The organism is Limnochorda sp. (assembly GCF_047459355.1).
GTDB lineage: Bacteria > Bacillota > Limnochordia > Limnochordales > Limnochordaceae > Limnochorda.
In genome coordinates, this window is sequence record NZ_VSCV01000015.1 from 1 (window position 1) to 16,415 (window position 16,415).

At 70.8% G+C, this 16,415-nt stretch carries 14 protein-coding genes; 5 read left to right on the plus strand and 9 right to left on the minus strand.

What is annotated here, in order from left to right; all coding sequences use genetic code 11:
- The coding region (locus FWJ67_RS06695; protein ID WP_414482654.1) for a cation-translocating P-type ATPase at window positions 1-1,434 on the plus strand (1,434 nt) is incomplete at its 5' end.
- A gap of 107 nt (window positions 1,435-1,541) precedes the next feature.
- Entirely contained in the window at window positions 1,542-2,684 is a 1,143-nt protein-coding gene (locus tag FWJ67_RS06700; RefSeq protein ID WP_304173727.1) for an HD-GYP domain-containing protein, read from the plus strand.
- Here the strand turns inward: FWJ67_RS06700 and asnB are convergent.
- Complete coding sequence (asnB, locus tag FWJ67_RS06705) at window positions 2,635-4,473, minus strand: asparagine synthase (glutamine-hydrolyzing) (protein WP_414482655.1); 1,839 nt, start codon at window positions 4,471-4,473, stop codon at window positions 2,635-2,637. The genes FWJ67_RS06700 and asnB overlap by 50 nt on opposite strands.
- Before the next feature lie 183 nt (window positions 4,474-4,656).
- Between asnB and proS the strand changes: the two genes are divergently transcribed.
- The gene (gene proS / locus FWJ67_RS06710) at window positions 4,657-6,105 is read left to right on the plus strand and encodes a proline--tRNA ligase (RefSeq protein WP_414481711.1); all 1,449 of its coding nucleotides are present in this window, start codon (window positions 4,657-4,659) and stop codon (window positions 6,103-6,105) included.
- Between the two features lie 62 nt (window positions 6,106-6,167).
- On the opposite strand, the gene FWJ67_RS06715 is transcribed toward proS, so the two are convergent.
- From FWJ67_RS06715 to FWJ67_RS06745, 7 genes are all read right to left on the minus strand, one after another.
- Window positions 6,168-6,953 (minus strand): class I SAM-dependent methyltransferase, encoded by a 786-nt coding sequence (locus FWJ67_RS06715; RefSeq protein WP_304173721.1) that lies wholly within the window; start codon window positions 6,951-6,953, stop codon window positions 6,168-6,170.
- Window positions 6,954-6,999: 46 nt separating this feature from the next.
- Window positions 7,000-8,313: a TetR/AcrR family transcriptional regulator gene (locus FWJ67_RS06720; RefSeq protein WP_304173719.1), complete on the minus strand. Its 1,314-nt coding sequence runs from the start codon at window positions 8,311-8,313 to the stop codon at window positions 7,000-7,002.
- Window positions 8,314-8,336: 23 nt separating this feature from the next.
- A complete protein-coding gene (locus tag FWJ67_RS06725; RefSeq protein WP_304173717.1) occupies window positions 8,337-9,356 on the minus strand; it encodes a hypothetical protein in 1,020 nt (339 codons plus the stop codon).
- Complete coding sequence (locus FWJ67_RS06730) at window positions 9,353-10,048, minus strand: ABC transporter ATP-binding protein (protein WP_304173715.1); 696 nt, start codon at window positions 10,046-10,048, stop codon at window positions 9,353-9,355. The genes FWJ67_RS06725 and FWJ67_RS06730 overlap by 4 nt, the downstream gene beginning before the upstream one ends.
- A gap of 61 nt (window positions 10,049-10,109) precedes the next feature.
- Complete coding sequence (locus tag FWJ67_RS06735) at window positions 10,110-11,339, minus strand: ABC transporter permease (RefSeq protein WP_304173713.1); 1,230 nt, start codon at window positions 11,337-11,339, stop codon at window positions 10,110-10,112.
- 1 nt (window position 11,340) lies between these two features.
- Entirely contained in the window at window positions 11,341-12,114 is a 774-nt protein-coding gene (locus FWJ67_RS06740; RefSeq protein ID WP_304173711.1) for an outer membrane lipoprotein-sorting protein, read from the minus strand.
- Window positions 12,115-12,169: 55 nt separating this feature from the next.
- The gene (locus FWJ67_RS06745) at window positions 12,170-13,414 is read right to left on the minus strand and encodes an ABC transporter permease (RefSeq protein ID WP_304173709.1); all 1,245 of its coding nucleotides are present in this window, start codon (window positions 13,412-13,414) and stop codon (window positions 12,170-12,172) included.
- A 264-nt stretch (window positions 13,415-13,678) separates the two neighbouring features.
- On the opposite strand from FWJ67_RS06745, the gene FWJ67_RS06750 reads away from it, so the two are divergent.
- Window positions 13,679-14,440 carry a phosphoadenylyl-sulfate reductase gene (locus FWJ67_RS06750; protein WP_304173707.1) on the plus strand — a complete coding sequence of 254 codons (762 nt, stop codon included), beginning with the start codon at window positions 13,679-13,681 and terminating at the stop codon, window positions 14,438-14,440.
- On the opposite strand, the gene FWJ67_RS06755 is transcribed toward FWJ67_RS06750, so the two are convergent.
- Window positions 14,427-15,245 (minus strand): ZIP family metal transporter, encoded by an 819-nt coding sequence (locus FWJ67_RS06755; RefSeq protein ID WP_414481709.1) that lies wholly within the window; start codon window positions 15,243-15,245, stop codon window positions 14,427-14,429. The two genes, FWJ67_RS06750 and FWJ67_RS06755, sit on opposite strands and share 14 nt — an antisense overlap.
- A gap of 213 nt (window positions 15,246-15,458) precedes the next feature.
- Here FWJ67_RS06755 and FWJ67_RS06760 point away from each other — a divergent pair, with 213 nt between their 5' ends.
- Entirely contained in the window at window positions 15,459-16,373 is a 915-nt protein-coding gene (locus FWJ67_RS06760) for a YwiC-like family protein (RefSeq protein ID WP_304173702.1), read from the plus strand.
- The last annotated feature ends 42 nt before the right edge of the window (window positions 16,374-16,415 follow it).

Genomic DNA, 16,415 nt, shown 5'->3' on the forward strand with positions numbered 1-16,415 from the left:
CTCCCCTTCGACTCGGACCGGAAGCGGATGACCACCTTCCACCGCCCGGAGGCCGGGGCGGAGGACCTGGTGCCCGGGATCACCCAGCTGGGCGAGCTGGTCGCCTTCACCAAGGGCGCCCCTGACGTGGTGATCGAGCGCTGCCAGTCCATCCTGGGTCCCGACGGCGTCCGGCCGCTCAAGGATGAGGACCGGCAGAAGCTCCTGGCCGCCAACGAGCGCCTGGCCGGCCAGGCCCTCCGGGTCTTGGCCGTCGCCTGCCGGGCCTGGCCGGCGGTGCCCGATCCCCTGGAGCCGGAGACGGCGGAAGACGAGCTGATCTTCCTGGGGTTGATGGGGATGCTCGATCCGCCCCGTCCCGAGGTGGCCCAGGCCATCCGGGAGGCGAAGGGCGCAGGCATTCGCACCATCATGGTGACGGGCGACCATGCCATCACCGCGGCCGCCATCGCCAAGCGCTTGGAGCTGGTCGATCCGGGCCAGGAGCCGGAGATCATCTCGGGCCGGGAGCTGGAGACCATCGACGACGAGACCCTGAAGGAGAAGGTCCGGACCGTCTCGGTCTTCGCCCGGGTGAGCCCCGAGCACAAGCTCCGGATCGTCCGGGCCCTCAAGGCCAACGGGGCGGTGGTGGCGGTGACGGGCGACGGCGTCAACGATGCGCCGGCCCTCAAGGGGGCGGACATCGGCTGCGCCATGGGCATCACCGGCACCGACGTCTCCCGGAGTGCGGCCGACATGGTGCTGGCCGACGACAACTACGCCACCATCGTCTCGGCCGTCCGGGAAGGGCGGGTCATCTACGCCAACATCCGGAAGGCCATCCACTACCTGCTCTCGTGCAACATCGGCGAGATCGTGGCCATCTTCTTCGGTATCGCGCTGGGCCTGGGCTCGCCTCTGACGCCCATCCAGATCCTCTGGGTCAACCTGGTGACCGACGGGCTCCCCGCGCTCGCCCTGGGGGTGGAGCCGGCCGAGCCGGGTGTCATGGAGCGTCGGCCCCGCAGCCCGAAGGAGAGCATCTTCAGCGGCGGCCTGGGCTGGCAGATGCTCTGGCAGGGGGCCATGATCGGGTTCCTCACCCTGGGCCTCTACTGGTGGGGTCTCATGTACCTGACGCCGGGTGAGGCCCGGACCCTCGCCTTCGCCACCCTGGCTTTTACCCAGCTGGCCCACAGCTTCAATGTGCGCTCCACCCACGCCAGCCTCTTCCAGATCGGCTGGTTCTCCAACCGGGCGCTCCTCCTGGCGGTGGCCGCCTCGGCCTTGCTCCAGGTTACGGTGCTGGCCGTTCCCTTCCTGGCGCCCTTCTTCGATGTGGTGCCGCTGTCCATCCTGGACCTGGAGCTCCTCCTGGTGGCCACGGTCACGCCGTGGGTGGTGGTGGAGCTGTACAAGGCCATCCGCCGTTGGGTGGTGAAGGAAGCCTGACGGGCTGAAGGCCGAACTCGCGGAAGATAGTGAAAGGAGCCCCTCCCTCAAGGGCTTCGGCCCCGCCTCCGACACAAAAGGGTGGGGCCGAAGGGGAGGGGCTCTTGGTGCGTTTGGTTCCACTGGAGGCCGTGTCCCCAGGGACCATGCTGGGGCGCGACCTCATGTTGGATGAACGGACTCTCTTGCGGGCGGGCGTCCGGCTCAGCCCCCACATGCTCCGTCGTTTGGCCCAACTGGGCTTTGAGGCGGTCTGGATCTGCGAGCCGGGGGAGATCCCCGCCGGCTCCACCGGCGAGTTGCTGACCGAAGAGACCCGGCAAGCCTCCATGCGAGCTTTGAAGCGGTACGTGCATCGCCTGCGCAAGGGGTATGCGGGCGATCTCCGGCCCATCGCCGCGGTCGTCTCCCAGATCCTCGATGAGATCCTGGCCAACTCGTCGGTCTTGGTGGAGCTCACCGCCATCCGGGGCCTGTTGGACGAGCAGGAGTATCTCTTCGCCCACTCGGTCCGGGTGGCCGCCTTGACCCTCCTCCTCGGCCTCCACAGCGGGCTTGATCCCAGAGAGCTGACCGTTCTGGGCATGGGCGCCCTCCTCCACGATGTGGGGAAGGTCCGGGTGCCCCTCTCCATCTTGACCAAGGAGGGGCCCCTGACCCAGGAGGAACGGGCTCAGATCCAGCTCCACCCCGTCCACGGCTTCGAGATCCTCCGGCGCCACCGGGAGCTGGACCGGCGGGCGGTCCACGTGGCCTACCAGCACCACGAGCGCTGGGACGGCTCGGGGTATCCCCGGGGCCTCCAGGGGACGGAGATCCACCGGTTCGCCCGCCTAACGGCCGTGGCCGATGTCTTCGACGCCCTCACCAGCCCCCGCCCCTACCGGCCCGCCTGGCCCGTCCACCAGGCCTTGACCTTCATCGCCGATGAGGGGGGGCGCAGCCTGGACCCAGCGGTCGTCCGCACGTTCCTCGCCCGGGTCGCCCCTTACCCCGTGGGCACCCTGGTCCGCCTCAACACCGGCGAGGAAGCCCTGGTGGTCCGCCTCAACCCCATCGCCCCGGCCCGGCCTGTGGTCCGGGTCTGGAACGGGGAGGCCCGGGGGACGGAGGTGGACCTGCTCACCCGTCTGGAGTGGCGGATCGTCGGCCCCGTGACCGACCCTCTCCCCGACGGGGAGGCCCCAGGGGGCGGGGCCCTTAGGGGAGCTGGACCCGGTAGCGCCGGAGCCAGTGATCCAGCTGGATGAGGTACGCCAGGAGCTGGGGCAGGCGCATGAGCTGGCCGAAGAAGGGCACGTCCAGATCGGGGGCCTCCTTCTGGAGCAGCCGGACCAGGTGCCTCCGGTCCACCAGGCCCAAAAGGGGTGAGGACCGGTCGGCCAGGATCTCCAAGAGCCACCCGCGGACCGCCGCCAGGTAGGCGGGGTGATGGGTCTTGGGGAAGGGGCTCTTCCGCCGCTCGAGGACTTCCGGCGGGAGAAGCCCGGCCAGCGCCCGGCGGAGGAGCCCCTTCGGCACGCCGTCCAGCGCCTTGAGGGCCCAGGGAACGTTCCAGACGTACCCGACCAGGCGGGGGTCCAGGAAGGGAAGGCGGAGCTCCAGCCCCGCCGCGGCGCTCATTCGATCGGCCCGGTCCAGGAGGACGGGGAGCCACCGGGTCAGGGTGAGGTAGAGCCGCTCCCGGGCCCGGGCCTCGTCGGGCGTCTCGCCGGCCAGGCGAGGCACCTCCTCCAGGGCTTCCCGGTACCGCCGCTCCAGGTAGGCGTGGGGCTGGAGCTCCGCCACCACCTCGGGGGCCAGGAGGGCAAGGCGGGCAGGAAGCCGCCGCACCCAGGGAAAGGTGGAGGCTTCCAGGTCCTGGGGCCGCCAGAACCACGGGTAGCCCCCGAAGACCTCATCGGCCCCCTCCCCCGAGAGGGCGACGGGCGCCGCGGTCCGGATCCGCTGGGCGAAGAGGTAGAGGGACGCGTCCACGTCGGCCATGCCCGGCAGATCCCGGGCCTCCGCCGCGGCAGGCAAGGCGGCCACCAGGTCCGCTGGCTCCAGGTGCACCTCCCGGTGCTCGCCCCCCAGGAAGGCGGCCACCCGCCGGGCCCAGGGCCCGTCGGCCGCCGGTTGGAACTCGTCGGGCTGGAAGTGGGTCTCGTTCCCCGCGTGCTCCAGGGAGAAGGTGAGGAGCGGACCGCCCCGCCGCTGGCGGTGCCGGGCCGCCAGGGCGGAGACCGCGCTCGAGTCCAGCCCTCCCGACAGTAGGGAAGCGATGGGGGCCTCCCGGGGGACCTGGCGCGCGACGGCGTCCTCCAGAAGGGCCCGGACGTGGTCCAGGGTGGTGGCCAGGTCGTGGGGGTGGGGGCGGCTCTCCAGCCGCCAGTAGGTTCCGCTCTTGAGCCCGTCGCGACCGGCCTCCAGCCAAGCTCCGGGCCGCAGCTCGGCCACGCCGCGGAAGATGCCGTGTCCAGGGGTCCGGGCCGGCCCCAGCACCAGCACCTCCGCCAGCCCCTCCCGGTCCAGCGCCGGCTCCACGGCCGGGTGGGCCAGCAGGGCCTTCAGCTCCGAGGCGAAGAGGAACGCCCCCGGGCGGGCGGCGTAGAAGAGGGGCTTCACCCCCAGCGGGTCCCGGGCGAGGAAGAGGCGCTCCCGGCGCGTGCTCCAGATGGCGCAGGCGAAGACCCCGTTGAGGCGGCTGAGGCCCTGGGCACCCCACTGGGCGTAGGCGGCCAGAATCAGCTCCCCGTCCGAAGGATCCGGGAGGGGATGACCCCGGGCCGCCAGCTCGGACCGGAGCTCGGCCCCATTGTACAGCTGGCCGTCCCACACCAGGGCCAACGTCTCCCCGCTCCAGTGGCGGACCAGAGGCTGGGTGGGACCGGTCCCGTCGCCGCCCAGCCGACGGTGGCCCAGGGCCGCGTGGGGCGAGAGCCAAATCCCCTGGCCGTCCGGGCCCCGGTTCTTGAGCGTGGCGCCCATGGCCTCCAACCGGGCTCCCTCCCGGGTCAGGTCCGCCTCCCAGCTGATCCATCCCACGATGCCGCTCACCGGTGTCACCCCTCTCCCGTGGGCTGCGGTCACCCCGTCCGGTGCAGGCTACGCTCCCCCGCGCCGGCCTGTGCCCCGGGGCCGACCCCCGCCGATTGACAGTCTCTGGGACCTTTTGTTACGCTGGGAGCACGTGCCACGGTCTTTGGCGCCGTTGGGCGACATCGGAGGAGGGGCTGAGGGGTGGCGAAGGAAGAGCCGCTGGTCAAGGAGATCGTACCCCAGTCGGAGGATTTCTCGGCCTGGTACATCAGTGTCATCCGCAAGGCCGACCTGATGGACTACGCGCCGGTGCGGGGCTGCATCGTCTTCAAGCCCGACGGGTACGAGCTGTGGGAGGCCTGCCAGGAGGGCCTCAACCGCCGGTTCAAGGCGACGGGGCACCGGAATGCCTACTTCCCCACCTTGGTCCCCGAGAGCTTCTTCGAGAAAGAGAAGGAGCACGTGGAGGGCTTTGCGCCTGAGCTGCCCTGGGTGACCGAGGTGGGCGACGAGGAGCTGGAGGAGCGGCTCGCCCTCCGCCCAACCTCGGAGACCATCATCGGCCACATGTACGCCCGCTGGATCAAGTCCTACCGGGACCTGCCCGTCCTTATCAACCAGTGGGCCAACGTCTTTCGCTGGGAGAAGCGGACCCTGCCCTTCTTGCGGACCACCGAGTTCCTCTGGCAGGAGGGCCACACGGCCCACGCCACCGAGGAGGAGGCCCGGGAGGAGACCTTGCGGATGCTCGAGGTCTACCGGGACTTTGTGGAGACGGACCTGGCCATCCCCGTGATCAAGGGGCAGAAGACCCCCCGGGAGCGGTTCGCCGGGGCGGTGGAGACCTACTCCATCGAGGCCATGATGAAGGACGGCAAGGCGGTCCAGGCGGGCACCTCCCACTACCTGGGGACCAACTTCGCCCAGGGCTTCGGCATCCAGTTCCTGGACCGGGACAACCAGCTCAAGTACGTCCACACCACCTCGTGGGGGGTGTCCACCCGCCTGATCGGCTGCCTGATCATGGTCCACGGCGACGACCGGGGCCTGGCCCTGCCACCCAAGGTGGCCCCCACCCAGGTGATCCTCATCCCCATCGGCCCGGCCAAAGTGCGGGACCAGGTGGTGGCCCGGGCGAAAGAGCTGCTCCAAGCCCTGCAGGCCGCGGGCGTGCGCGCCCGGCTGGACGACCGGGACGAGTACTCGCCGGGGTGGAAGTTCGCCGAGTACGAGATGCGGGGGATCCCCCTCCGCCTGGAGCTGGGTCCCCGGGATCTGGAGCAGAACCAGGTGCTCGCGGTCCGGCGGGATACGGGCGAGAAGCTGCCCATCAGCCAGGATGGGCTGGTCGAGCGGGTGCAGGCCCTGCTGGAGGAGATTCAGGCCACCATGTTCCAGAAGGCCCTGGCCTTCCGGGAGGCCCACAGCTACCAGGCCGAAACCCTGGCGGAGCTGGCGGGCATCCTCCAGGAGAAGACCGGCTTCGTTCTGGCCGGCTGGTGCGGTGACGACGCCTGCGAGCTCAAAGTGAAAGAGGAGACCAAGGCCACGGCCCGCAACATCCCCTTCGATCCTCCCGAGCGGATGGCCCGGTGCCTGGTCTGCGGGCGGGAAGCCCAGCACACCGTCTGGTATGCGAGGGCGTACTGAACCAGGTTCGGCGTCTGTGGATTGAGAGGCCCCGGCGGCCAGGCCGGGGCCTCGCCCTTCATTCAGTCGTCATGGGCCGCTGGCCGGCGTCCCATCAGGAGCCCTTCGGTCAGGGTGAACCGGATATGTCCCGCCTCCGCCCGGGGCTTGAGCCAGGCCTGAACGGCAGGCGGGGCTTCCAGGACGAGCTGCCGGAGGGTGGCCAGAGTCAGGTTGCTCGCGCCCGAGCGGCGGGCCCAGGTCTCCAGGTCCCGCTCCTTCTGGAAAGTCTCCACCCATTCGACGGTCAGGCCCGCGTCTTGGAAGAAGCGGGTCCAATCATCCAGGCTGTAGGCCCAGTGGTGCGAGGGATCGTGCACTTTCTCAAAGGCGTTGACGTATTCGGCTACCGCGCGATCTTCAGGCACCACGTTGTCGATGACGGCGACGAGACCCCCGGGGCGGACCACCCGGACCGCCTCCCGGACGAAGCGGGCCACGTCTGGGAAGTGGTGGGGCGCCACCCGGCAGGTCACGAGATCGAAGGAGGCGTCGGGGAAGGGAAGCGCCTCAGCGTCGGCCACGGCGAAGGTCACGTTGGTGACGCCTCGCTCGGTTGCATGGCGCGCCGCCGCCTGGACCATGGCTGGGGCCAAGTCGGTGGCGATGACCCGGCGTACCCGCGGCGCGAGGGCCAGGGCCGTGTGGCCCCCGCCCGTGGCCACATCGAGCACCTCCCAGTGGGGCTGGGGGTCCGCCAGTTCCACCAGCCGGTCCAGGCTCTCACTCCAGGCATGGTCCGGGCTTTGGACATAGGCTTCGGCATAGGTTCCAAACTGCTGACGATTCAGAGCTTTGAGACCATCCATGGCAAGAACATTTTAGCGGCCAAGGGCGCGACGGGCAAGGTTGGGGTCAGGCCGGGCCGAGCCCGTCCCGGAGGAGCTCCAGGTACTGGCCCACCTCCTGGAGGAGGTGGGCCAGCCGCTCCAGCGACTGGTCCGGTTCGCTGGTGAGCTGGACCATCTCCCGGTTGGTGAAGGTGTCCACCACCAGCATCACCAGCTCCAAGGCCCGGGCCGGGGGCACGTCGGGCCGGAAGGGGGAGGTGTCGATCCCCTTCAGGAGCAGGGTCCAGCCCTCGGCCAAGCCCTCCACGGCGTACGCCTCCAGGGCCGGCCGGACGGCCTCTGGTGGGTTGGCGAAGGCGGCCAGAGAAAGCTGGTAGAGGGTTGGGAACGCCCGGAAGACCTGGACCTTCCGCTGGGACCAGGCGCAGATCCGCTGGAAGAGGTCGGCGGGGGGTGGGGGGAGATCCTGGAGGAAGGCGGTGGACATCTGCGTGGCGGCGTCGCCCACCGCCGCCAGGTAAAGGCCCGCCTTGGACCCGAAGTGGTGGAAGATGAGCCCCTTGGCCACCCCCGCCTCCTCGGCGATGGCCTCCGCGGAGGTCCCGTCGTACCCCCGGGCCGCGAAGAGCCTTTGAGCGGCCCGGAGGATGCGGTCCCGCCGCTGGTCGGGCTCCTTGGGGGAGGGGGCCAGTCGGGCGGTCAGGTTGAGGAACGCGGTGGGATCCCACTCACCCAGGGGCTGGGCGACGGCCGAACGTCCCGGCTGGTAGATGCCCTTCCGGAGCAGCTCCATCAGCGAGCGGACCTGCTCCCGGGCCGCCGCAGGCGTCACCGCTTCCAAGCCGCCCGCATTCAGCCTCTGGAGCCAGGTCGTCACCAGCCCTTCGGCCACCAAGCCGAGCAGGTCAATGGCCCGTTGGGGCGCGATCCCAGGCCGGAAGCTTTGAGGGGCGATCCCGGTGCAGAAGGCCACCCGCTGGTGATGGAGCCGCTCCTCCAGGCGGGCCCGGAAGGGCCCGCCCAGAATCCGGGCGCTCTGGCCCAGGAGGCGGCCCACGAGGCGGGCGTGCTCGGGGTAGGCGTGGAGGCGGCGGAGCTGCTCCATCAGGGCCGCCTCCAGCCGCTGGTACGGATCGGCCGGGAGGGGCTCCTCGATGGGGGCCAGGATGAGCGCCCACGCCTCCTCCAAGGCGGCCTCGTAGAGTGCCTGCTTGGAGCCGAAGTGGTGGAAGATGAGCCCCTTGGCCACCCGAGCCCGCTGGGCGATCCGGTTGGTGGACGCGCCCGCGTAGCTGGACCGGGCAAACTCCTCCACCGCCGCGGCCAAGACCCGGCGCCGGCGCTCCTCAGGGTCCCGGCGGGGCGCAGGCTGGCTCACAGGCGCCACCTCCCTCCTTCAGCCTAAAGATAATACCGCAGGGCCGTTCGGACCAGCCAGGTGGCTCCGCGGGCGAGGGAGAGCCGACCCAGGCTCACCTCCACGTCGCTGGTGCCCGGCACCAGCTCGTAGGTGGCGGTCAGACCCCACTGGGTCTGGGGCGTCTCCTCCAGCGTGGCGGCCCCGTCCAGGCTGATGCTGAGGCCGAGGGTGGGGGCGTAGGCCAGCTGAAGGGCGGCCAGCGGCTCAGGGGGCTGGTCAGGCAGGAAGGGCGCCCGGGCCACCTCTCCCGTCCAGAGGAGGTCGCCCGCGTAGCCCGTGGCCCCCACCGCGGCCCGGGGCCGGGCCTCGCCGGGGACCACCCACCCTTCCCCGTAGACCACCACCGAGCCGACCAAGCCGCTCCCGCCCAAGCCGGCGACCAGGCGGCCGGCCTCCAGCACCCCGTGGGCCGTCAGCTCCCAGCCCGAGAAGGCCCGCCGCCAGCCGGCGACCGGGGCCCAGCCGTCACCCCTCTGGACCAGGGCCAGCTGGAGGCGGTCGTCCGCCAGGTAGAGGTCGGCCCGGGCCCCGTCCACCCCGGGCCGGCGCCCGTGCTCGTCTCGGGGGGTGATGGTGTACGGTTGGGTGAGGCGGGCCGTCTCCAGGGGCAGGAGGATGCGTCCCACCTGGAGGTCGCCCAGGGGTGCCCGGAAGGCCAGGTACCCCTCAATCAGCCCCAGGGAGAACGGTTCGACCGGGGTTCCGGCGCCCGCCAGGGGGAGCCTCGGCTCGGCGGTGAGGGCCACCTGCCAGGGCCCACGGGCCAGGTGCCCCTCCAGGTGGGCGGCCAGGGTCGCCGCCGTCTGGGAGGAGACGTCGTCGAGACGCCGGTGGTCGACCTCCAGACCGACGGACCCCCAGAGATCCACCGAGCCCCCGAGAGACCTCTGGGCTGCGACCCCTGCGGCGAGAAGCAGGAAGCCCACCGCCACCGCCAGGGCTTTCCCCAACGCCCGGCGCCAGTGGCCGGCGGGGCCGGTGGGCCGCCTCGTCGCCCTCATGCCCCCGGCCCCCTCTCATCACGCACCACCCGCCCGTCCTCCAGCCGGACGATGCGGGTGACGTGCTCCAGCAGGCGGGGATCGTGGGTGGAGAAGACGAAGGTGACGCCTTGCTCCTGGTTGAGCCGCTTCATCAGCTCGATGAGGGCCCGGCCCGTCTGGGAGTCCAGGTTGGCCGTGGGCTCATCGGCCAAGATCACCTGGGGCTCCGCGGCCAGGGCCCGGGCGATGGCCACCCGCTGCTGCTGGCCGCCCGAAAGCTGGTTGGGGCGCCGGTGGGCATACGCCGCCATGTCCAGAGCCTCCAAGGCGGCCATCGCCTTGGCCTCCCGCTCCCGCCGGGGCCGCCCCTGGAGCTCCAGGACGAAGGCGGCATTCTCCAGGGCGGTTAGGACGGGGATCAGGTTATACGCCTGGAAGACGAAGCCGATCTCCCAGAGGCGGACGTGGGCCAGCGCGACGGCGTCCAGCTGGTCGGTCCGCCGGTCCCCCAGCCAGGTCTCCCCGGCGGTGGGCCGGTCCAATCCCCCCAAGAGATGCAGGAGGGTGCTCTTGCCCGAACCGCTTGGGCCCGCGATGGCGGTGAACTCCCCCTTCTGGATGGTCAGGTCGACGCCCTGCAAGGCGGGCGTCTGGATCCCACCGGTGGTGTAGATCTTGGTGACTCCTTTGGCTTGCAGAATGGGTTCCAACCTTGCCGACCTCCTCCCTCACCGTGCAGGCCTGCTCGCCCGGGGCGGTGCCCCCGGAACGTCAGGTGACGTGCCGCATGGCTTCCACCGGCTGGAGCCGACCCGCCACCCAGGCGGGCCAGAGGGCCGCGGCCAGGGCGGTGCCCACCGCGAAGAGGATGGTGATCACCAGCTGGCCGGTGGTCAACCCGGCGTACATGACCGCCGGAATGCCGAACTCCACCGTGTACTCCGTCAGGGCATTGGGGAAGCGGAAGCCTTGGGCCAGCCGGGCGATAAGGCCCAACCCCAGGGCGGTGCCGACGGCCGTCCCCGTCAGGACCAACACCAAGGACTCGCTGATGACCATCCGCATCACCCGCCAGCGGTCGGCGCCGAGGGCGATGATCACCCCGAACTCCCGGATCCGCTCGGCCAGGCTCAGGTAGACGGTGTTGACCACCAAGAGGCCCGCCAGGACGAAACCCAGCCCGTTGAACACGAGCATGATGGGATCCACCAGGTCCAGGAGGGTGGCCAGACCCGGCTCCGCTTCCCGCCAGGTCTTGACGTGCAGTTCGGGTCCCAGGGGCTGGGCGAGCCGGTCCCGAACCTGCTCGAGCCGGTCCTCGTCGGTGATCCGGTGGAGGTCTGGGAGGTGGAGCTGGAACCGGGTGGCCGCCTCGGGCGCGGCCAGCTCCTGAGCCGCCGCCAGGGAGACGTACGCGGTCCGGCCCTCCAGGGCCGCTTCGGGAAAGTCCAGAAGGCCCACCAGGGTGTAGGCGCCCGCGCCCAGACCTTCGGTGCCGGGAGCGAAGATGTAGACCACCTCACCCACGTCCACCCGCAGCGCCCGGGCCAAGGCCTCCCCGAGCACGATCTCGTCCAAGCTGTCGGGGTCCGGCAGCCGGCCGGCGCTCAGGTAATCCTGGGCAAACTGCCGTTCAAGGCCCGGGGTCTGGCGGAGGCCCACCAGCTGAATGCCCCGGGAGCGGGAGCCGCCGCTGGCCAGCACCGGGACCTCCAGGAGCACGGCCAGCTCCCCTTCACCGGCCACCTCCCGCAAGGCGGCCTCCACCCGGGCCGCTTCCCGGATCAGGTGAGCGTCGAACTCCCTGGCTTCATCGGCCCCTGCCCGGGTCACCACCAGGTGGCCGGCCCGTTCGGTCAGCACCTGGAACATGCCGTTCTTCATGGCCTCGGCCAGCCCGAAGAAGAGGAGGGTGGAGAGGACTACCAGGGCGACGGCACTGGCGGTGACCAGGCTGCGGGCCTTCTGACGCCACAGGTTCCGCCACGCCAGACGCCACACGTCAGCGGCCCCCCCGTTCCAGCGCTTGCAGGGTGAAGCTTCCGGCCGGCAGTTCGATCCCGAAGCGCGCGTCGCTCAGGCGCACCTCGGTCCGGTGGCCGGGGCGGGTGACGTCCTGGACCGCCATCCGCAGGGGAACCCACCGGTCCCCCACGGGGGTGTACTCGGAGAGCTCGGCCCGCTTCACCACATTCCCCCGCTGGTCGTAGTAGTCGATACGCTGGGGCACCAGCCGCTCCGCCTCCACCTCCAGCCGTACCTGGCCGTAGGGGGTGGGGGCGCCCGGCTTGGGCACCAGTTCCAGGGTGAGGGTCTGGCCGCTGGAGGCGAGGATGGAAGGCGTGTAATCCTCTTCCAGGTCCCGTCCGGCCAGGTCGTTGTAGCTGATGTCCGAGCCCAGGAAGGCGCCGTTGCGGCCGCTGGGCGGGAGCCTCAGGGAGCGGCCCAGACGGGGGTTGTACACCCAGAGGTCATCTCCGTCGATCAGAAAGGCCTGGCCCGCCTCCCGGGGCGGTTGGACCACCCGGATCAGCCCCCGGTCCTCCCCGTCGCTGAGGACGGTCATGACATACTGGGTGGTCCGGTTGGGGCGCTCCACGGTGACGGTGTAGGTCCCCTCCAGAGTGCCGCCCCGGAGGTTGTCCACCACCCTCCGGACGATCTCCGTCGCATCGAGCTCCTGGGCCCCGGCGAGGAGGACCGCCCAGGTGGCTGCCAGCAGGGCCAGAAGGAGGATCCCCCAAGTCCTCAGCAACCGGTTCGCCATTCGAGCCATGGCTTTCCCGCCTCCCATCGTTCCTTTCCTGGTGCTTCGGTTTCCCGGGGCGCGCCTAGGCACTCCGCATCGCCTCCGCGGGCTGGAGCCGGGCCGCCCGCCGGGCGGGGAACAGGGCGCTGAGCCCCACCGCCACCGCCACGGTGATGGCGGAGTAGAGGATGTACGCGGGCCGTACGGCGCCGTAGAACTCGTCGGCCAGGCCGGTCTCCTGGAATCCCTCGCCGACGGCGGCGAACAGGGGGCCCAAGAGGTTGTAGCTGGCCAGAAGCCAGGCGACGCCGTAGCCCAGGACCAGCCCGACCCCCCAGCCGACGGCGCAGGCCAAGAGCGCCTCGTAGGTGACCAGGGTGCCCAGCCGCCGGGGCGGCAGCCCCAGCGCGGCGATGACGCCGAACTCCCGGGTTCGCTCCAAGACGCTGACGAAGATGGTGCTGGCGACGGCCAGGGCGGCGAAGAGGCCGAGGAAGAGCCCGAGGGGCAGCGCGAAGGCCTTGCCTGCCTCGATGTCGCCCTTGATGGGGCCCACCAGATCCCAGGCCCCCCGAGCCTCCAGACCCGGAGGAAGGACCTCCTGGACCCGCCGAGCCACCTCCCCTTCCCTTCCCCGGGGGACATCAAGGGCCAGGGTGGTCGCGGTGGCCACCCCCGTCAGGAGGCGCGCGTCCTCCAGGTGGCCCACGACCAGGGTCTCATCCAGCCCCGCCACCCCCGTCTCGGCCAGGCCCACCACCGTCAAGCCCAGGGCCTGGGGACCCGCCAGGGCGCCGGCGCTCACCACCACCCGCTCCCCCACTCGCACGTCGATCCGCTGGGCCAGCTCCTTCCCCAGGACCACCTCGCCGGGCCCTACCAGCCAGCGCCCTTCCCCGATCTTGTTGGGGATCTGGCTCACCCGCCCCTCGGCCGCGGGGTCGACGCCCCGGATCTCAGCCCCCACGGCGGCATAGGACGATTGGAGCAGGCCCGGGAAGACCAGGCGGGGCGCGACGGCCCGCACCCCCCGGACCTGGGCCACCGGCTCGATGACGCTCAAGTCGGCCAAGGCATGCTCGGGATCGGGATCCTCGTGCCAGGCCGCCGACGCGATCCGGACCGGGGCGGCGATGTAGCGGGCGTAGGCGTTCATCACCGAACCTTCATAGCCATCGATGAAGCTCCAGTAGATCACCGTCGACAGGGTGGCGTAGGCCACCACGACGATCAGAAGCACCGTCCGCTGGCGGTGACGCCAGAGGTTGCGCCACGCCAGGCGAACCAGCGGTGTGGCCGCTGCCCCCTTGGGCGCGGTGCTTGCCATCTCCACCACCTCTTTCCAGACCTCGGGGGGCCCGCCCCCGGCCGCCAGCGTCCATATTGACCATCCGGTCAGCACCTCCAGCATAGCCAAGATTGACCAGATGGTCAATACCGGAGGTGGCTTGGACCACCCAGGCGGCGCCGTGGGCCGGCCTGAACCGAGATGATCCCTCAGGGCCTCGGCAGCATACGGGTGGGGGAGGACAGGACCATTCCTGCGGTGTCCAGGCGGCCACTGGTGGGCCGCCCGGGGGGAGGGAGTGCCTTGCCAGAGCCAACCATGGAATGGCCCCCGCAGGCGATCATTGCCTGGGCGGCTCAGCGTTTCGGGGAACGGCTCGTCGTCTCGTCGTCCTTTGGGAATCCGGAAGGGACGGCCCTGCTGCACATGGTCGCCCAGACGGCACCCCATGTGCCCGTGGTCTGGGTCAACACCGGGTTTCTCTTCCCGGAGACCCTGGCCTTTCAGGAGGTCCTCACCCGGCGCTTGGGGCTCCGGGTGGTGGAGTTGATGCCCCGCCTGTCGCCCGAGGAGCAGGCTCTGGCGTACGGGCCGGCCCTCTGGTCGCGTGATCCGGACCTCTGTTGCCAGCTCCGGAAAGTGGAGCCTCTCTTCAGCTACCTTCAGGGGTACGATGCATGGATGACCGCCATCCGGCGGGGCCAGACGCCAGCCCGGGCCCAGGTCCAGGTCCTGGAGGAGCACCGTCTCCCGACCGCCGATGGCTTCCGGCCGGGTCAACTGATCACCAAGATCAACCCCCTGGCCGGCTGGAGCCGGGAGCAGGTCTGGCAGTACCTGGACGCGCACCAGCTGCCATACAACCCCCTCCTCGATCAGGGGTACACCAGCCTGGGCTGCATCCAGTGCACCCGCCGCATGGCGCTGGCCGGCGACCGGGGAGACGACCGCACGGGACGCTGGTGGGGGCAGGGGAAGACCGAGTGCGGTCTCCACACCCGGACGGTCCGCCTGGAAGCCGGCGGATCGTCCGGGGGCGCCGGATGGGCGATCAGCCCAAGGTGACGTCGAGGTAGAGCATGATGATGAGGCCGAGCATGGTCCCGACGGTGGCCACCCGCTTCTGGGCGCCGCCGTGGGTTTCGGGGATGATCTCGTCGCAGATGACGTAGAGCATCGCCCCCGCGGCGAAACCCATGGCATAGGGAAGGATGGGCCGCGCGACGGTCACCGCCCAGGCGCCCAGGACAGCCAGGGGGATCTCCACCAGGCCGGCTCGGATCCCCGTGTAGGCGGCATAGAAACGCCGGCCGAAGCCGGCCTGCAGGGCGGTAAAGGCGACGGCCATGCCTTCGGGGATGTTCTGCAGGCCGATGGCCCACATGAGGGTGAGGGCCTCGCTGATGTTCCCGGACCCGAAGCCGACGCCGACGGCCAGGCCCTCGGGCATATTGTGGAGGGTGATGGCCACGATGAAGAGGAGGACGGCCGCCACCCGGTTGCCGGCCACCCCTTCCTCGGCCGTCGCGGCCTCGTGCTCGCTGGGCAGGGTCCGGCCGGTGATGGCCACGTGGAGGTGGGGGACCCAGCGGTCGGCCTGGCCCAGGACCACCGCGCCCAAGATGATCCCCACGATGACCGGGATCGCCCCGGCCAGCTCGATGCCGGGAAGGATCAGGCTGGTAAAGCTGGCGGCCAGCATCACCCCGGCGGAGAAGCCCAGGCTGGCGTTGAGGAAGGCTTCCGACGGGTTCCGCACGAGCAGGACCACCAGCGCCCCCACCAGGTTCAGGGTGGCGATGACCAGGCCCCCGACCAGCCCTTGCCAGACCGGGTGGGGCCCGGCGATGCGGAGAAAGAACTCGACCACAGCCTTCGCCTCTTCCTGCAGGGGTTTCAGACGTACTAAAACAGGATTTAGTCCGCCCTAATTCTAGCCCACCGGGGTGCGTCGTGCAACCGCTCGGGCTGCCGGTGGCAAGGATCGCCACGGTCCAGGGCGGAGGAAGGGCTTCCCCCTCGCGGAATGAGACGGAAGGAGGGCTTGGGCCGGGACAGGCCCGGACGAATGGGGGATGGCGTGATGGCGGAAGCGGACCCGCGGGTCGGACCGGGACGGGAGCGCCGGGCGGGCCCGCCCCTCCCGGGCGAGCACGGCGCCTGGGCGACCTTGGTGGCCTGCCTCGCCTTGGGCGGGGCGCTGGCCTTGCAAAGCGGCGGCTCGCTGCTCCTGGCCCTGGGGGCCGGTCTGGCCGCCATTGACCTCTTCATGCTCCGGGAAGCCCTCTACCAGGGTTTCCGGCCCATTCGGGCCCGGAACCCGCGGCAGCGGGCGGCCGCCGCAGCTGCCGCCGCCCACGCCCGGCGGTGGGCTGGAGGGGAGCTGCTCCTCCTGGTGGTGCTGGGGCTGGCTTTGATCCTGGCCACCGGTCAGTGGTGGCTGGCCGGCGTCGGGGTGGCCGCCCTGGGCTTCTTGGCCCTCTTTGTCGCCCTCCGGCACAGCCGGAAGGAGCACACCTTTGGCGCGGAGGTGGTGGGGTTCACGGGCGTGGCGGCCGCCTGTCCCGTCACCTACCTGCTGGCGGCCTCCGTGCAGGGGGACCTGGCCCAGCTGCCGGGCGCGCCCTGGCCTGGGGGGCTGCTGGTGGAGGCGGCCTTGCTCTGGGTCTTGCTGGCCGCCTATTTTGTCGGTCCCGTCTTCTACGTGCGGATGAAGGTGGCCCAGCAGCGGGAGCGGCCCCAGGGGCTTGGGGAGCGCCTCCGCCTGGGCCTGGGGACGGGGAGCTACGCCCTCTTGGTGGCAGCCCTCTTGGCGTGGGCCGGCGGGCCGTTGGGGTTGGGCCCGTGGCCCCTCCTCGCCTACCTCCCCGCCCTGGCCAAGAACCTGGTGGGCATCGTGCGGGTCCGGCTCCCCCTCAACTTGATCCGGATCGGGCTGACAGAAGTGGGCCTGGCCTTCCTCTACGCGGTGGGGCTCTACCTGGGCCTGGCGGCCTGACCCCTGGGCGGGCGGCTCCTTGGGGATTAAAGTGAGAGGCAG

What these genes read in the sequence shown, in the direction of transcription:
- FWJ67_RS06715 (WP_304173721.1), bottom strand. Translation starts at nt 6,953, where the DNA reads ATGGATGGTCTCAAAGCTCTGAATCGTCAGCAGTTTGGAACCTATGCC.
- FWJ67_RS06725 (WP_304173717.1), bottom strand. Translation starts at nt 9,356, where the DNA reads ATGAGGGCGACGAGGCGGCCCACCGGCCCCGCCGGCCACTGGCGCCGG.
- FWJ67_RS06740 (WP_304173711.1), bottom strand. Translation starts at nt 12,114, where the DNA reads ATGGCTCGAATGGCGAACCGGTTGCTGAGGACTTGGGGGATCCTCCTT.
- FWJ67_RS06745 (WP_304173709.1), bottom strand. Translation starts at nt 13,414, where the DNA reads ATGGCAAGCACCGCGCCCAAGGGGGCAGCGGCCACACCGCTGGTTCGC.
- FWJ67_RS06760 (WP_304173702.1), top strand. Translation starts at nt 15,459, where the DNA reads ATGGCGGAAGCGGACCCGCGGGTCGGACCGGGACGGGAGCGCCGGGCG.